The 14,063-nt window shown below is 72.0% G+C and carries 18 protein-coding genes; 1 reads left to right on the top strand and 17 read right to left on the bottom strand.

Annotation, left to right across the window (positions count from 1 at the left end; all coding sequences use genetic code 11):
* On the top strand, window positions 1-493 hold a 493-nt coding region (locus B7P34_RS23610; protein ID WP_106679567.1), incomplete at its 5' end, for a M23 family metallopeptidase.
* Here B7P34_RS23610 and B7P34_RS23605 read toward each other — a convergent pair.
* The 17 genes from B7P34_RS23605 to B7P34_RS23525 all read right to left on the bottom strand — a co-directional run bounded on the left by B7P34_RS23605 (window position 483) and on the right by B7P34_RS23525 (window position 13,662).
* Window positions 483-1,064, bottom strand: coding sequence for a TetR/AcrR family transcriptional regulator (locus tag B7P34_RS23605; protein WP_223268149.1), 582 nt, complete (start codon window positions 1,062-1,064; stop codon window positions 483-485). The genes B7P34_RS23610 and B7P34_RS23605 overlap by 11 nt on opposite strands.
* Window positions 1,065-1,124: 60 nt before the next feature.
* The gene (whiG, locus tag B7P34_RS23600; RefSeq protein ID WP_030369654.1) at window positions 1,125-1,961 is read right to left on the bottom strand and encodes an RNA polymerase sigma factor WhiG; all 837 of its coding nucleotides are present in this window, start codon (window positions 1,959-1,961) and stop codon (window positions 1,125-1,127) included.
* 240 nt (window positions 1,962-2,201) lie between these two features.
* Window positions 2,202-3,383 carry a DNA-processing protein DprA gene (gene dprA / locus B7P34_RS23595; protein ID WP_106679562.1) on the bottom strand — a complete coding sequence of 394 codons (1,182 nt, stop codon included), beginning with the start codon at window positions 3,381-3,383 and terminating at the stop codon, window positions 2,202-2,204.
* Window positions 3,380-4,987 carry a YifB family Mg chelatase-like AAA ATPase gene (locus tag B7P34_RS23590; RefSeq protein ID WP_106679561.1) on the bottom strand — a complete coding sequence of 536 codons (1,608 nt, stop codon included), beginning with the start codon at window positions 4,985-4,987 and terminating at the stop codon, window positions 3,380-3,382. Before B7P34_RS23590 ends, dprA begins: the two co-directional genes overlap by 4 nt.
* On the bottom strand, window positions 4,987-5,346 hold the full coding sequence (locus B7P34_RS23585; RefSeq protein ID WP_106679559.1) for a YraN family protein: 360 nt from the start codon (window positions 5,344-5,346) through the stop codon (window positions 4,987-4,989). The genes B7P34_RS23590 and B7P34_RS23585 overlap by 1 nt, the downstream gene beginning before the upstream one ends.
* Before the next feature lie 82 nt (window positions 5,347-5,428).
* Window positions 5,429-5,737: a DUF2469 domain-containing protein gene (locus tag B7P34_RS23580; RefSeq protein WP_007821609.1), complete on the bottom strand. Its 309-nt coding sequence runs from the start codon at window positions 5,735-5,737 to the stop codon at window positions 5,429-5,431.
* A 39-nt stretch (window positions 5,738-5,776) separates the two neighbouring features.
* Entirely contained in the window at window positions 5,777-6,286 is a 510-nt protein-coding gene (locus B7P34_RS23575) for an NUDIX hydrolase (protein ID WP_106679557.1), read from the bottom strand.
* On the bottom strand, window positions 6,276-7,022 hold the full coding sequence (gene lepB, locus B7P34_RS23570; RefSeq protein WP_106679555.1) for a signal peptidase I: 747 nt from the start codon (window positions 7,020-7,022) through the stop codon (window positions 6,276-6,278). The genes B7P34_RS23575 and lepB (B7P34_RS23570) overlap by 11 nt, the downstream gene beginning before the upstream one ends.
* A gap of 112 nt (window positions 7,023-7,134) precedes the next feature.
* The gene (lepB, locus tag B7P34_RS23565) at window positions 7,135-8,046 is read right to left on the bottom strand and encodes a signal peptidase I (RefSeq protein ID WP_223268148.1); all 912 of its coding nucleotides are present in this window, start codon (window positions 8,044-8,046) and stop codon (window positions 7,135-7,137) included.
* Window positions 8,047-8,080: 34 nt separating this feature from the next.
* Window positions 8,081-9,118: a signal peptidase I gene (gene lepB / locus B7P34_RS23560; protein WP_106679553.1), complete on the bottom strand. Its 1,038-nt coding sequence runs from the start codon at window positions 9,116-9,118 to the stop codon at window positions 8,081-8,083.
* On the bottom strand, window positions 9,111-10,109 hold the full coding sequence (gene lepB / locus B7P34_RS23555) for a signal peptidase I (RefSeq protein ID WP_106679551.1): 999 nt from the start codon (window positions 10,107-10,109) through the stop codon (window positions 9,111-9,113). The genes lepB (B7P34_RS23560) and lepB (B7P34_RS23555) overlap by 8 nt, the downstream gene beginning before the upstream one ends.
* Window positions 10,110-10,154: 45 nt before the next feature.
* Window positions 10,155-10,505 (bottom strand): 50S ribosomal protein L19, encoded by a 351-nt coding sequence (gene rplS / locus B7P34_RS23550; protein ID WP_030369336.1) that lies wholly within the window; start codon window positions 10,503-10,505, stop codon window positions 10,155-10,157.
* Between the two features lie 130 nt (window positions 10,506-10,635).
* On the bottom strand, window positions 10,636-11,454 hold the full coding sequence (gene trmD, locus B7P34_RS23545) for a tRNA (guanosine(37)-N1)-methyltransferase TrmD (RefSeq protein WP_106679549.1): 819 nt from the start codon (window positions 11,452-11,454) through the stop codon (window positions 10,636-10,638).
* Window positions 11,454-12,155: a ribosome maturation factor RimM gene (gene rimM, locus B7P34_RS23540; protein WP_106679547.1), complete on the bottom strand. Its 702-nt coding sequence runs from the start codon at window positions 12,153-12,155 to the stop codon at window positions 11,454-11,456. The genes trmD and rimM overlap by 1 nt, the downstream gene beginning before the upstream one ends.
* Window positions 12,156-12,239: 84 nt before the next feature.
* Window positions 12,240-12,479, bottom strand: a complete 240-nt coding sequence (locus B7P34_RS23535) for an RNA-binding protein (RefSeq protein ID WP_020868149.1) — start codon at window positions 12,477-12,479, stop codon at window positions 12,240-12,242.
* 2 nt (window positions 12,480-12,481) lie between these two features.
* On the bottom strand, window positions 12,482-12,916 hold the full coding sequence (rpsP, locus tag B7P34_RS23530) for a 30S ribosomal protein S16 (RefSeq protein ID WP_106679545.1): 435 nt from the start codon (window positions 12,914-12,916) through the stop codon (window positions 12,482-12,484).
* Between the two features lie 155 nt (window positions 12,917-13,071).
* Entirely contained in the window at window positions 13,072-13,662 is a 591-nt protein-coding gene (locus B7P34_RS23525; RefSeq protein ID WP_030369332.1) for a hypothetical protein, read from the bottom strand.
* Between the last annotated feature and the right edge of the window lie 401 nt (window positions 13,663-14,063).

Below are 14,063 nucleotides of genomic sequence, written 5' to 3'. Positions count from 1 at the left end.
GGTCGCCGGGGCGCGAGGCGGCCGGCCTCTGCTCGTGCGGGTCTGGCGGCCGCCGCCGGTGCCCTGGGCGGCCGGGCACCGCGGGGTGGATCTCGTCGCCCGCCCGGGTCAGGCGGTGCGGGCCGCCGCGCCCGGCACCGTGTCCTTCGCCGGCACCGTCGCAGGGCGGGGTGTGGTGTCGGTCAAGCACCCGGGGACGGGGGATCCGCCGCTGCGGACCACGTACGAGCCGGTGGACGCGGTGGTGAAGGAAGGGGACGAGGTGGCGGCGGGGCAAGTGATCGGCACGCTCCAGGCGGGCCCCTTCCTCTCCCACTGCCTGAAGGGGACTGGGGGCGCGGCCGGCTCCGGGGCCTGCCTGCACTGGGGGCTGCTCCGCGGAAAGATCTACCTGGATCCCTTGTCCCTGCTGCCGCCGTGGATGCTGCGCAGGCCACCGTCCCGGCTGCTGCCGCTGTCCGGTGGGAGCGGTACGGCCGTGGTCAGCCCCTGACGCCGCGCAGCGCCATGGACACGGCCGCCTCGACGATGCGGCCCGGCTCCTCGGCCGCGCCCAGCTCGATCCGGCGTACGGCGGCGTCGACGACGCCCTGCAGCAGCATGGCGGCCAGTCGCGGCTGCTCGTGGCCGAGACCTTCGAGGGCCTCCACGACCATGGCGATGAGCCCGCCGTGAGCGGCCCGGATCTTCTCGCGCGCGCCCGCGTCCAGCTCTCCGGCGGAGATCGCGACCACAGCACGGTGGCGGCGGTCGCCGACGAGGGCCAGCTGACGGCGCACGTAGGCCTCGATCTTGGCCTCGGGTGTGTCCGCGACCTCCATGGCGGCCTCGACCTCCGCCGCCCACACGGGGAAGTCGACCGCGCACAGCTCCTCGACCACGGCCGCCCGCGAGCGGAAGTACTCGTAGACCGAGGACCGGGCCAGTCCCGTGCGCTCGGCCAGAGCGGGGAAGGTCAGCGCCTCCGTGCCGCCCTCGGACAGCAGGGAGCGGGCGGCGTCCAGCAGGGCGCCGCGCTGCATCGTCCGGTGCTCGGCCACTGAGGCCGCTCGAATCCTGGGCACGTCCCCACTTTACGGATTGCCGGGGGCCGGGACGACGCCGAGGGAGGATTCCCGCCGGTGTCAGCGGCCGACGTCCGCCAGCTTGGCCCTCAGCTGGAGCACCGACTTCGTGTGGATCTGGCTGACCCTGCTCTCCGTGACGCCGAGCACGTGCCCGATCTCGGCCAGCGTGAGGCCCTCGTAGTAGTAGAGGGTGACCACGGTCTTCTCGCGCTCGGGGAGCGTGTTGATCGCGCGGGCGAGGAGGCGGCGCAGCTCGCGGTCCTCGGCGACCTCGACGGGGTCGTCGGCGGCGGTGTCCTCCAGGGTGTCCATCAGGCTCAGCCGTTCGCCGCCCTCGGCGCCGGCGTGCAGGAGGTCCTCCAGGGCGACCACGTTGGTGAGCGACAACTGGCTGAAGACCCCGTGCAGTTCCTCAATGCCGATGCCCATCTCGGCCGCAACCTCGGCCTCGGTGGGGGTGCGCCGCAGCTCGGCCTCCAGCGTGGCGTACGCGCGCTCGACCGCGCGGGCCTTCTGACGGACGGAACGCGGGATCCAGTCCAGCGCACGCAGCTCGTCGATCATCGCCCCGCGGATCCGGGTGATGGCGTACGTCTCGAACTTGATCTCCCGGGCGGGGTCGAACTTCTCGATGGCGTCGATGAGTCCGAAGATCCCCGAGGACACGAAGTCGGCCTGCTCGACGTTGGACGGCAGGCCGACGCTGACGCGCCCCGCCACGTACTTCACCAGCGGCGAGTAGTGGAGGATCAGCTGTTCCCGCAGCCGGTCGTCGCCCGAGGCCTTGTACGACCGCCACAGCTCATCGAGCGTCGAGGGTGCGGGAGGGCGCTCGGCGCCGCGCGCCGCGGGCGGCACCGCCGCGCGGTCCGAACCGGAGGTGTGCTGGGGCATTCGTCGTCTTGAGCCGTTCTGCTGTGACGTGGGTCGAGTGGTACGAATGGCTGGAATCCCGTGAGCGTAGCGTGACTGCTGAGTTGCGGTATGCGATGAGTCCTCTTCGGTCGGTGTGCGGCCGAGTCCCCCGCCGGCCGCGTCGGCGTGCAGCCGCCGGAGGCGCGGGTGGGCCGTACGGGCCTCGCCGTATCGGCGGCCGCGGTCGTCCCCTTAACCTTTTCACCCGATCGCCCCAGGTCAAGAACCGCCTCGCCGCGCGGACGGGCGCCGTCCGGGGGGCTTGGGGGTGCCGGATGTTGACGGTGGGGCGGCCAACTTCCAGTGATCACCGTGGCGTTCGACGAAGCCGAGGGACCGTAGCTCGTACAGCCTGGCGAGCGTCTGATCCCTGCTCAGGCCCGCGTTTCGCGCGATGAGGTCCGCGTCGCCGCCGCTGCCCCCGGGCACGGCTTCGAGCGCCATGGCCACCGCCGGGGCCAGCAGGTCGCGCGCGACGACGGGGCCGTGGCGCTCGGGGGCGAGGTCGCCGATGCCGCCGACGAGCTCGGCGATCTCGTCGGCGTCGGTGACGAGGGCCGCGTCCTCGCGGAGCAGTTCGTGCACACCGGCCGAGAGACCGGATGTGACGGGCCCCGGCACACCCATCGTCTGACGTCCCAGCAGGCGGGCGCGACGGGCCGTCACCAGCGAGCCGCTGCGGTATTCGGCCTCCACCACCACGGTGCCGCGCGTCAACGCGGCGATGACGCGGTTGCGCAGGACGAAACGGCTGCGGGTGGGGTGGCCGCCCGGGGGCAACTCGGCAAGCACGAGACCCCGTTCCACGATCCGGTCGAGCAGGTCCGCGTGGCCGCGCGGGTAGGGCACGTCAACCCCGCAGGCCAGCACGGCCACGGTCACCCCGCCCGCGGCGAGCGCCCCTCTGTGCGCGGCGCCGTCGACGCCGTACGCCGCGCCGGACACGACCACCCAGCCGAGCCGGGCCAGCCCGGCGCCGAGGAGGGACGCGACGTGCGAGCCGTAATCGGTGCAGGCGCGGGCGCCGACCACGGCGACGGAGCGCAGGGCCCACAGCCTCAGGTCGGCGCCACCGCGCACCCACAGGCCCAGCGGACGGGCGTCGCCGAGGTCGTCCAGTTGCCCGGGCCATTCCTGGTCGCCGGGACAGACGAAACGGCCGCCCAGCCCGGCGACGGCGTCGAGGTCGCCCTGCGGATCGAGGGCGGCGGCTCGCTGCCGGCAGCCCGCGAGCCGCTCACGGCCGGCGCCCCTCGGTGCCGGTCCCGTGCCGGTGAGGCCCCGCACCACCCCCATGGCCCCCATCTCCTGCACCCAGCGGCCCACGCGCTCGTCACCGGGCTCGGTCAGCCGGGTGAGCGCGGCACGGGCCAGCCGGTCCTCGGAGGCGGGGGCGGTCACGGGTGCTCCCCCGTCAGAACGGTGCCGCGATGGACACCCGTACGCAGCTCCAGCGCGCAGTTGACCTCCGCGGCGCCGGGGCGGTCGTGCCCGGCGAGGTCGGCCACGGTCCAGGCGACCCGCAGCACGCGATCGAGGCCACGCGCCGTCAGCAGTCCCCGTTCCATATCGCGTTCGGCTTCGACGAGGGCTCCCGGGGCGGCCCGCCAGCGGGTCCGCAGTTCGTGGCCGGGGACCTCGCTATTCGTCGCCCAGGGCGTGTCCGCGAGGCGGGCGGCGGCCCGCTCCCGGGCGCCACGGACCCGCTCGGCCACCTCGGCGGTCGTCTCCGCTCCCGCCTCGGCTCCCATGAGCTCGGAGCGGGCCACCGGCTCGACCGTCACCCTCAGGTCGACCCGGTCCATGAGGGGGCCGGAGAGGCGGGCCCGGTAGCGCCTGACGGCCTGCGGGGCGCAGTCGCAGCCCTCGGCCAGCATCCCGTGCCTGCCGCAGGGGCAGGGATTCGCGGCCAGGACGAGCAGGAACCGGGCCGGGAGCCGCAGCACTCCACCGGAGCGTGCCACGATCACATGCCCCGATTCGAGCGGCTGCCTCAGCGCATCGAGAACGCGTCCGGAGAACTCCGGTGCCTCGTCCATGAAGAGCACCCCGCGGTGCGCCAGGGAAACCGCGCCGGGGCGCGGCAGCCCCGAGCCGCCACCGACCAGGGAAGGCATGGACGCCGAGTGGTGCGGGGCGCAGTAGGGGGCCTTGTCGACGAGGGGCTGCCCGGCCGGGAGCGTCCCCGCTACGGAGTGGACCGCCGTGACTTCGAGCGACTCCTGCGGGCTGAGCGGCGGCAGCAGGCCGGGCAGCCGCTCGGCGAGCATGGTCTTGCCCGCTCCGGGCGGGCCCTGGAGGAGCAGGTGGTGCCGCCCGGCGGCGGCCACTTCGAGAGCCATCCGGGCCTTGGCCTGCCCGGCGACCTCGGCGAGGTCGGGCTGCCGCTCGCCGAGCAGGACGCCCGTTCCCAGCCCCGCGCCGGGCACCGAGAGTCCCGCGAGCATCGGATCAGGACGGCCCTCCTGCAGCGGCTCCTCCTCCGGCACCGGCTCGTCCGTCAGGACCGCGATCAGCTGGCGCAGGCTGTGGATGCCGAGGACCGAGACCCCGGGCACGAGGGACGCCTCGGCGGCGGTGCGCTCAGGGACGACGACCTGCCGGTAGCCGGCATCGGCGGCGGCCAGGACAGCAGGCAGGACGCCCGGCACCGGCCGGACGCGGCCGTCGAGGCCCAGCTCGCCGATCAGCACCAAATCTGCGAGCTCGCGCGGATCGAGGCGCTCGGAGGCGGCCAGGACGGCGCAGGCGACGGCGAGGTCGAAGCCGCTGCCGCTCTTGGGAACCGCCGCGGGGCTCAGGCCGACGGTCAGCTTCTTCTGCGGCCACTCGGCGCCGGAGTTCACCACGGCGGCGCGGACGCGGTCCTTGCTCTCGACGAGGCTCTTGTCGGGGAGGCCGACGAGGGTGAAGGCGGCGACTCCGGGCTCGAGGTCGGCCTGGACCTCGACCACCACTCCCTCGACGCCGACCAGCGCCACCGAGCACGTACGGGCGAAGCCCATCACGCCACCCCCTTGGCGTGCTCGACGGCGGGGGCGCCGCGACCGGGGACGATCACGCCCACCAGGTCGATCCGGACGCCGCCCGGGGGCGGGCCGCCGTGGCGCTCGAGCCAGCGCTCGGCGAGCCGGCGCAGCCGCTCCGCCTTCGCCGGGGTGACGGCCGCCATCGGATGCTCGTACACACCGGCACTGCGGGTCTTGACCTCGCAGACCACCAGGGTGTCGGCCTCCATGGCCACGATGTCGATCTCGCCCTCGCGGCATCTCCAGTTCCGTTCGAGGACGACGATGCCTGCCTGGGCCAGCAGGCGGACGGCAAGATTCTCGCCGTAGCGGCCGAGTGCTTCTCGGGCGTTCACGGGCACCACCTCCGGCGCCCACCCTGCCGCCGCGGCCCGTAACCGTTGGATCTTGGTGGATAACCCGTCGGTTGTGGAGAACTCAGCCACCCGGAAGGTCGAGGTCCGTCTTGTTGAGCTCCTCGATGTTCACGTCCTTGAACGTGAGCACCCGCACTTGTTTCACGAAGCGCGCGGGGCGGTACATGTCCCAGACCCAGGCGTCGGCCATCGAGACCTCGAAGAAGACCTCGCCCTGGACGGAGTGCACCTGCATCTCGTAGTCGTTGGTGAGGTAGAAGCGGCGCTCGGTCTCGATCACGTATTTGAACAGACCGACGACATCGCGGTACTCCCGGTAGAGCTTCAGCTCCATCTCGGTCTCGTACTTCTCGAGGTCCTCGGCGCTCATGGCATGTTCCCCTTCAGCCGTGCGTCTCCCCATTGTGCGTCAGGCACGCTCCGTCTCCAGGAGCACCGGCGTACGCGGGGGTCCCTCGTCGAGCAGCGTACGCAGCAGCCCGGCGAGCCTGGTCGGATACACCGTCTCACGGGTCGCGAGGAGTTCCTCGCAGGTCCACCAGCGCAGCCCCGTGACGCTGCGCCGCTCCAGTTCCGTCCCGCCGCCGGTCCACCGGCCGGGCTGGGCCGTACGGGCCAGGAAGTAGCGCTCGTCCTGGGTCCAGAGGCGGCCGTCGAAGGGGAAGGAGCAGGTGCGGCGCCACAGCACGGGGCCCAGTTCGATCTCTGTGATCCCCGTCTCCTCGGCCAGCTCCCGGCGGGCCGCCTGCTCCCACGTCTCGGTGCCTTCCAGGCCGCCGCCCGGGGTGAACCACCAGGTGGTGGAGGGATCGTCCGGTTCGTAGCCGTGCATCAGCAGGATGCGGCCGGACGGGTCGAGCAGGACGACCCGCGACGCCCTGCGGGGCTCGCCGGCGCTGCCGGACGCCTCACTGCCCATGGGCGGGCACCTCCTCCCTGCGCCTCGGTGTGACGAGGCGCGCCACGGGGCCGTACGCCGCGCCGCCCAGGATGAGCACCGCTCCGGCGATCACGGCGGTCAGCACCAGCGGCAGCGGGCCGGGCTGCGAGGTGCCGCCGGGGAGGGCGGCGAAGGACTCGGGTCTGTCCATCATGCCCCAGCCCCCCACGGGCCAGGCAGTGGCGTCCACGCGTGCCCGGACGGCGCCGCGCGGCACGGTGCCGTGGGAGGCGTCGGAGAGGTGGCCGCGGGAGTCCACGGAGTCGCTGCGGTGGTCGCCGAGCAGGAAGAGCTGGCCCTCGGGGACGGTCGCGGAGAAGCGGGTGGGCGACGCCGCGCCCGTGTCCTGCAGATACGATTCCTCGACCGGTTTGCCGTCGACCGTGAGGCGCCCCTGGCGGTCACAGCAGGCCACGGTGTCGCCGCCGGTGCCGACGACCCGTTTGACCATCGGCGTGTCGCCCCAGATCTTGTCCTTGAAGACGACGATGTCCCCGCGGCGGACGTCGCCGCCGTCTATGCGCTCGGCGAGGACCCGGTCGCCCATCCCGATGGTGGGCGCCATCGAGTCGGTGGGGACGGTGTACGGCTGGTAGAGCAGGGCGCCCCAGACGAAGCCGCCGAGGAAGAGCACACAGCCGACGGCCACGGCCAGCCCGGACAGCATCCTGCCCGCGCGGCCGTGGCCGTCGTCCGTACGTCCCGCTCCGCTCATCCCAGTGCTCCCGCCCTGCGTAGAAGATCGGTCTCCGCATGCCCAGGGGCACGGGAACCGCACACTACCCGGCGGTATGCAGGCGAGTCAGCCCTTCGGGAGGCTCTGCCGGTCAGTCCCGGAAGGCGCTCCGGTGGGTGAGCTCCTCGGTGCCGCCCCGTGCGGCCGACCGGCGCCGGCGCCACAGGACGAGCGGCACCGCTCCGGCGAGCCCGAGCGCGGACGGTGCGGCCGCGGCGGCCGCGTTGATGCCCGGCTGGTCGAAGGTGCCGGGGACGCCGAGGAAGGACCAGCGGTTGATCGGCCAGGCGACCACGAAGGCGCGGCCCACGACGTCGGACACGGGGACGAAACCGTGGTCCTGGTTCGGGTGGTAGCGCGAGTCCAGGGAGTTCTGGCGGTGGTCGCCCATCACCCAGAGCTTGCCCTTGGGGACCTTGATCGGGCCGAAGGGCTGGTCGTCGCACGGGGTGTTGTCGGGGAAGAGGTAGTCCTTCTCCGACAGCGCCTTGCCGTTGACCTTGACCGGGCCGCCCTTCTGGCACTCCACGGTGTCCCCGCCGGTCGCGATGACCCGCTTGATGAGGTCCTTCTCCTCGGCCGAGGGCATGAGGCCGATGAAGCTGAGGACCTTCTGCACGCCGCCGCCCAGTGGACCGGACTGCGGGGTCTGGGTCTCGTCGCCGAGCCAGTTGTCGGGGTCGTGGAAGACCACGACCTCGCCGCGCTCGGGCTCGGCGCCGAACCACGGGGTGAGCTTGTCCACCAGCACGCGGTCGCCGCGCTGGAGGGTGTTCTGCATCGAGTCCGACGGGATCGAGAACGCCTGCACCAGGAACGTCTTGATCAGCAGCGCGAGGACCAGGGCGATGCCGATCAGGATCGGCAGCTCCTTCCAGAACGACCGCTGCTTCTTGGGCGTCGCTCCGCGCGGGCCCTCACCGTCGGTGTCCCCGTCCGGGCTCACGCCTTCGCCGTCCGTCCGCGCCGGCCCGCCCGTAGCCTCCTGGGACGCCTGGGACATGGCCTCCTCCGGCACACCGGCCCCTGGCGACCCGTCAGCCTCCCCGGGCCGCTTCTCGGGCTCTTCGTGACCGGACCGTGCGCCGACCGCCAAGTCCCCCACATCCACTCCTCTCGCTCCGCTCTCCACGCTGCGGCCTGCCGTACGCATGAGGCAGGCCCACCACTCCCATAACGAGCGGGAGTTCCGCAGGGGTCGGGAGTTGGATCAATCCTTGCTGATCCATGGGGGACACACTATGCGGCGAACCGCGTGCTTGGGTCTCCGCGGGCGGCGCGTCACCGACCGATGCGAAAGTGTCTCTTTCGGACAGCTGCCGCCAGTGGCCCAGGGGCCACGCGATCACCACGGCACGGCCGACGACCAGCTCCTGCGGCACGGTGCCCTGCCCGGGGCCGTCCAGGTGGAAACGGGAATCAGCCGAGTTGGAGCGGTGGTCGCCCATCACGAAGTAACGCCCCGCGGGGACCCGTACCGTGAAATCGATCTTGGACGGCGGGTTGTCCGGGTGCAGATAGGGCTCGTCGAGCGGCGTTCCGTTGACTGTGATTTTGCCGTTCTCGTCACAGCACTTGACCGTGTCACCGCCGACTCCGATCACCCGCTTGATCAGGTCGTGCTCGTTCGCCGCCGGCAGCAGGCCGATGAAGGTCAGGAACTGCTTGACCTGCTTGACTCCCACCGGGTCGGCCCCGGCGCCCGTCTCCGCCCCGTCCTGCCAGCCGCCGGGGTCCCGGAAGACGATGACATCACCCCGCTGCGGCCTGGAGCCGAACCAGGGAGTCAGCTTGTCCACGAGCACGCGGTCGCCGATCCGGATGGTCTGCTCCATGGAGCCGGAGGGGATCACGAACGCCTGCACCAGGAACGTCTTGAGCACGAGGGCGATCAGCAGCGCGACCGCTATGAGGATCGGCACCTCCTTGACCGCCGAGCGGCGCCGGCGCCGCTTGACCCGCCGGGCGGCCTTGCGCCGCGCCGCACGGCCTCCCGTGGCGGCGGCGCCCGTACCCGCCGCTTCTGCGCCCGCGGGGCCTGCCGGGCCCGGCAGCGTACGTCCCCGGCTACCCACCCGGTCTCCCTGCGTGTCCGGCGGGCTCCGCGGGGCGCCCTGCGTGTCCGACGGGCTGTCCGTCCGGGCCGGCGGGCCGCGCGGCCCGGTCCTGGCTGCGGACGGGCTGCTCCCCGCCCCGTGCGGCGCCTCGCGCGGCGCCCCATGCGGGCGGCTTTCCGGCGCCCCGTGCGGGCGGCTTTCCTACGTGCCCGGCCGTCTCATCAGGCTCCGGTACGCGCGCATAGGCGTCAGGGCGCTCCAGGGTGTTCATCCTCCCGAAGGGCCAGCCGATCCAGTCGGCGCGCCCGATGACCCTGCTCACCGGCACCATGCCCCCGCCGGGCTCCCCCAGGTGATCACGTGAGTCACGGGAGTCGCCCCGGTGGTCGCCCATCACCCACAGCTTCCCCGTGGGCACCACGACGTCGAAGGGCACACGGGACGGCTCGTCGCCCGGGTAGAGGAAGCCCTCGTCCACCGGGTGGCCGTTGATCTGCAGCCGGCCCCGCGCGTCGCAGCAGGTGACCCGGTCGCCCCCGACACCGATCACTCGCTTGATGTAGACCGTCGCCGCAGGCCCCATGAGGCCGACGGACGAGGCGCCCTTTCGGAACAGCGCCGCCACCGCGTTCTCCGCGGGTGCGTCCTGGACGAAGGACCCGGTGCCGTCGAAGACGATCACGTCACCGCGCTGCGGCTCGTCCCCGAAGGCGTAGGCGAGCTTGTTGACCAGGACGCGGTCCCCCACGCGGAGCGTGTTCTCCATCGAGCCGCTGGGGATCAGGAAGGGCTGCACCACGTAGCTGCTCAGCAGCAGCATGAAGACGAGGCAGAGCGTCAGCAGCACGCCCGCGCGGCGCATGGGGCCGCCGCCCCGCAGCCACGCCCGGGCGGCCCTGACCGAGGCCGCCGGCGAGGCGGGAAAACGCGAGGAGCGCGACCCCTGCTCCTCCCCCTCTGCGGGGTGGGGAGAGCGGTCGCGCTCCGAAAGCTGTACGTCGGTGTCCATCGAGCCGAAAGCCTATCCGGCCGGGCGCGGACTCCGGACGGAAGCTCAGTTGTCGCGCTTCTCCTTGATCTTCGCGGCCTTGCCGCGGAGCTCACGGAGGTAGTACAGCTTGGCGCGACGGACGTCACCGCGGGTGACGAGCTCGACCTTCTCGAAGATCGGGCTGTGCACCGGGAAGGTGCGCTCGACGCCGACGGAGAACGAGACCTTGCGGACCGTGAAGGTCTCGCTGATGCCCGCGCCCTGGCGGCGGATGACGACACCCTTGAACTGCTGGATGCGGGAGCGGTTGCCCTCGATGACGCGGACGTGGACGTTCACGGTGTCGCCGGGGCGGAAGGCCGGGACGTCGGTGCGCAGCGACGCGGCGTTGACGTTGTCGAGCAGGGAGGACATGTTCGTCTGCTTCCTCGCCGATGCCACAGGTCATCAGCGGAATTCGTACTGAAGTGGGGATGGTGCCGGAACGCCGGGCGGACGTCGTTCCCCCTGTGGCAGGGGCGCACGCCGGGCGCAAGGCAACGGCTTATTCTTCCACGTCCGGGGCCACTCGCCCAAATCGGCCGTCGGGGCCGGGGCCCCAGCCCAGGATCGAGAGGATCTCGCGGTCCTTCTTGTCGAAGGCCGCGGGGTCCGCGCGCTCGATCAGGTCGGGGCGGTTGTGCACGGTGCGGCGGAACGCCTCGTCGCGGCGCCAGCGGGCGATCTTGCCGTGGTGGCCGCTGAGCAGGACGTCGGGGATGCCGCGGCCGCGCCACTCCGGGGGCTTGGTGTAGACGGGGCCCTCGAGGAGGTCCGCCATGGCGCCCGGGGCGAAGGAGTCGTCACGGTGGGACTCGGCGTTGCCGAGGACGCCGGGGAGCAGGCGCGCGACGGCCTCGACCATCACGAGGACGGGAGCCTCGCCGCCCGCCAGGACGTAGTCGCCGATGGACACCTCGCGGACGTCGAGGCGGTCGCCGTACTCCTCGATGACCCGGCGGTCGATGCCCTCGTAGCGGGCCGGGGTGAAGACCAGCCACGGCTTCTCGGAGAGCTCGACGGCGAGCTCCTGGGTGAAGGGCCGGCCGCTGGGCGTGGGGACGACGAGCACGGGCAACTCCTCCCCCTGCGCCCCCGACTCGATGACCGCGTCCAGCGCCTCGCCCCAGGGCTCCGGCTTCATGACCATGCCGGGGCCGCCGCCGTAGGGCGTGTCGTCGACGGTGTTGTGCTTGTCGTGCGTCCACTCACGCAGGTCGTGCACGCGGACGTCCAGCTGGCCCCGTGCGCGCGCCTTGCCGACGAGCGAGACGTTCAGCGGCTCGAGGTACTCGGGGAAGATCGTGACGACGTCGATGCGCATCAGGCGTCGCCTCGCTCGGAGCCTCGTCCGGAACCCTGCTCAGAGTCCTGTGCGGAGGCCTGCTCGGAGCCGTGCGCGGCGTCCTGGGCAGTCCCGGCTCCGGAGTCCTGGCCGGGCTCCGTCTCGGGGCTCTGTCCGGCCTCATGCGCCGCCTCATGCACGGCCTCGCGCGCGGACGCGATCTCCGCCTCGTCGGTGTCGATCAGGCCGCGCGGCGGGTCGATGACGGCCCGCTGCTCGTCCAGGTCGATCTCCGTGACGATCTCGGAGACGAAGGGGATCATGACCTCGGACCCGTCGGGCCGCTCCACGATGAACAGGTCCTGCGACGGCAGGTGGGAGATCTCGCTGATCCGGCCGACGATGGCGCCGTCGGTGGTGACGACCTCCAGGTCCATCAGCTGGTGGTCGTAGAACTCCTCCGGGTCCTCCGGGGTCTCCTCCGGGTCGACCTCGGCGATGAGGAGGATGTTGCGGAGCGCCTCGGCGGCCGTGCGGTCACCCACACCCGTGAAGCGCAGCAGCAGCCGGCCGCTGTGCACGCGGCCGGACTCGATGGTCAGCGGCCCCGCGGAGGCGGGGTCCGTGGCCAGGACGGCGCCGGGTCCGAGCCGCAGCTCGGGCTCGTCCGTACGCACCTCAACCGTGACCTCACCCCTGATGCCGTGGGCGCGGCCGATCCTGCCGACTACGAGCTGCATGTTTCCTTCTCTGCTCTCCGTACGCGACAACGGGCCGGGAAGGGCCCAAGCCCTTCCCGGCCCGTGCCGGTGTTCAACCGCTTCTCAGCGGACCTGATCCACGTCGACGAGGTCGACGCGGATGCCACGACCGCCGATGGCGCCCACGACGGTGCGCAGGGCACGCGCGGTGCGGCCGTTGCGGCCGATCACCTTGCCGAGGTCGTCGGGGTGGACCCGGACCTCCAGCACGCGCCCGCGGCGCAGGTTGCGCGAAGCGACCTGCACCTCGTCGGGGTTGTCGACGATGCCCTTCACGAGGTGCTCAAGGGCCTCCTCGAGCATCCTCAGGCCTCGGTCGACTCAGCGGACTCGGCCTCAGCGGCCTCGTCCTTCTTCTCCGACTTCTTCGCCTTCGGGGTGATGGCCTCACCCTTCGCCTCGCCCGCGGCGCTCACGACGGCGTCGAAGAGACCACTGTGGTCCTTCTTCGGCTCGGCGACGAGCATCGGGGCCGGGGCCGGCAGGCCCTTGAACTTCTGCCAGTCACCGGTGACCTTGAGGATGGCCAGAACCGGCTCGGTCGGCTGCGCGCCGACACCCAGCCAGTACTGGACACGCTCGGAGTCGACCTCGATGCGCGAGGGGTTCTGCACCGGGTGGTACAGACCGATCTCCTCGATGGCCCGGCCGTCACGGCGGGTACGGGAGTCGGCGATGACGATGCGGTAGTGAGGCGAACGGATCTTGCCCAGACGCTTCAGCTTGATCTTGACTGCCACGGGAGTGGTGTCTCCTGGTCTTGACGTGGTTGGGCACAACGAGATGCCACGTGGGGTTGCGGTACTCGGATGCCCGATGGACGCGCCAGCCGGAGGAGAGAGGGGTCCTGTGCGACTGTCGAGTACAGCGTCCCATTGTGCCACACCACTCCAGGTCAGCCGACCGTGACCGCCTCGGGAATCCGGAAGGGCTGTCCGCAGCCGCCGCACATGATGGGCGCCTGGGCGAGCACGGAGGGCACGACCCGTACGTTCCGGCCGCAGTCGCACACCGCCTTGACCCGCACCCCGCCGCCCGACGAGCCGTGCCGCGCCGCCGGCCCGCGGAAGGTGCGGGAGGTGTCGGCGGTGGTGGCGACCGTGTGTGCCTTGAGGGCGCGCTGCAGTCTGTCGATGGTGGGGCGGTAGCGCTTGCGCGCCTCCGGATTGAGCACGACCAGCGAGAAGCCGCTGCTGGGATGCGGATCGTCGCTGTGGTCGAGCCCGAGCTCCTCGGCGATCGCCAGGAACCGGCGATTGTGGTAGCGGCCCGCGCGTGACGTGTCACGTACACCGCGGGCGGCCGCGATGCCGTGCACTGCCTCGTGCAGCAGCCGTTCGAAGGAGAGCTCGGCGCCGCAGGCGGACGACGACTCCCCGATCAGCGATTCGGGCGCGGCAAGATCCGGCAGCTCGGGGTGGTGCCGCTGAATGTCGGCCCACGCCTGCGCCAGCTCTGCGGCGAGAACAGGTGGTGTCGTGCTCACGTCGTGACAACGAGCAGGGGCGGCCCGGTGTTCCGATACCGGGCCATCCCAAATAATTTGCACGTACCAGTCAGTTTCACGCTCATGCGTCGCGACGAGGGCGGGTGCGCAGATCTGTGGAGAAGCCGCGCACCCGTTCGCAACCCGGGACGTACTGACTCATCAGTAAGCGCGCACCGGGGGGTGTGCGCCCCCTGAGTCGGCCGGCGCCCCCGAGTGCCCCACGGAGCGTGGAGGGCAGCGCTCCGATCCAGGCCGCCCCGCCCTGCCGCCGCCTCATGCGGGCGCCTCATGCCGGTGGCGGCTCCGGTACGGACGCCCCGTACCGGTACGGGCACCCCCGCCGGAACGGCCTCATGCCCCTCATGCCGCTGCTCCGTAAAACGCCGCGTGAAGCGCCG

It is taken from the genome of Streptosporangium nondiastaticum (assembly GCF_003011965.1).
GTDB lineage: Bacteria > Actinomycetota > Actinomycetes > Streptomycetales > Streptomycetaceae > Streptomyces > Streptomyces nondiastaticus.
Note: the sequence above shows the minus strand (reverse complement) of the source record. Positions and strands in the feature narration are given on the sequence as shown.

Coding starts and splice junctions, on each gene's coding strand:
- whiG (WP_030369654.1), bottom strand. CDS start 1,961: ATGCCCCAGCACACCTCCGGTTCGGACCGCGCGGCGGTGCCGCCCGCG.
- B7P34_RS23590 (WP_106679561.1), bottom strand. CDS start 4,987: ATGGGCTTCGCCCGTACGTGCTCGGTGGCGCTGGTCGGCGTCGAGGGA.
- B7P34_RS23580 (WP_007821609.1), bottom strand. CDS start 5,737: ATGAGCGCCGAGGACCTCGAGAAGTACGAGACCGAGATGGAGCTGAAG.
- B7P34_RS23575 (WP_106679557.1), bottom strand. CDS start 6,286: ATGGGCAGTGAGGCGTCCGGCAGCGCCGGCGAGCCCCGCAGGGCGTCG.
- lepB (WP_106679555.1), bottom strand. CDS start 7,022: ATGAGCGGAGCGGGACGTACGGACGACGGCCACGGCCGCGCGGGCAGG.
- lepB (WP_223268148.1), bottom strand. CDS start 8,046: ATGTCCCAGGCGTCCCAGGAGGCTACGGGCGGGCCGGCGCGGACGGAC.
- lepB (WP_106679551.1), bottom strand. CDS start 10,109: ATGGACACCGACGTACAGCTTTCGGAGCGCGACCGCTCTCCCCACCCC.
- rplS (WP_030369336.1), bottom strand. CDS start 10,505: ATGTCCTCCCTGCTCGACAACGTCAACGCCGCGTCGCTGCGCACCGAC.
- trmD (WP_106679549.1), bottom strand. CDS start 11,454: ATGCGCATCGACGTCGTCACGATCTTCCCCGAGTACCTCGAGCCGCTG.
- rimM (WP_106679547.1), bottom strand. CDS start 12,155: ATGCAGCTCGTAGTCGGCAGGATCGGCCGCGCCCACGGCATCAGGGGT.
- B7P34_RS23535 (WP_020868149.1), bottom strand. CDS start 12,479: ATGCTCGAGGAGGCCCTTGAGCACCTCGTGAAGGGCATCGTCGACAAC.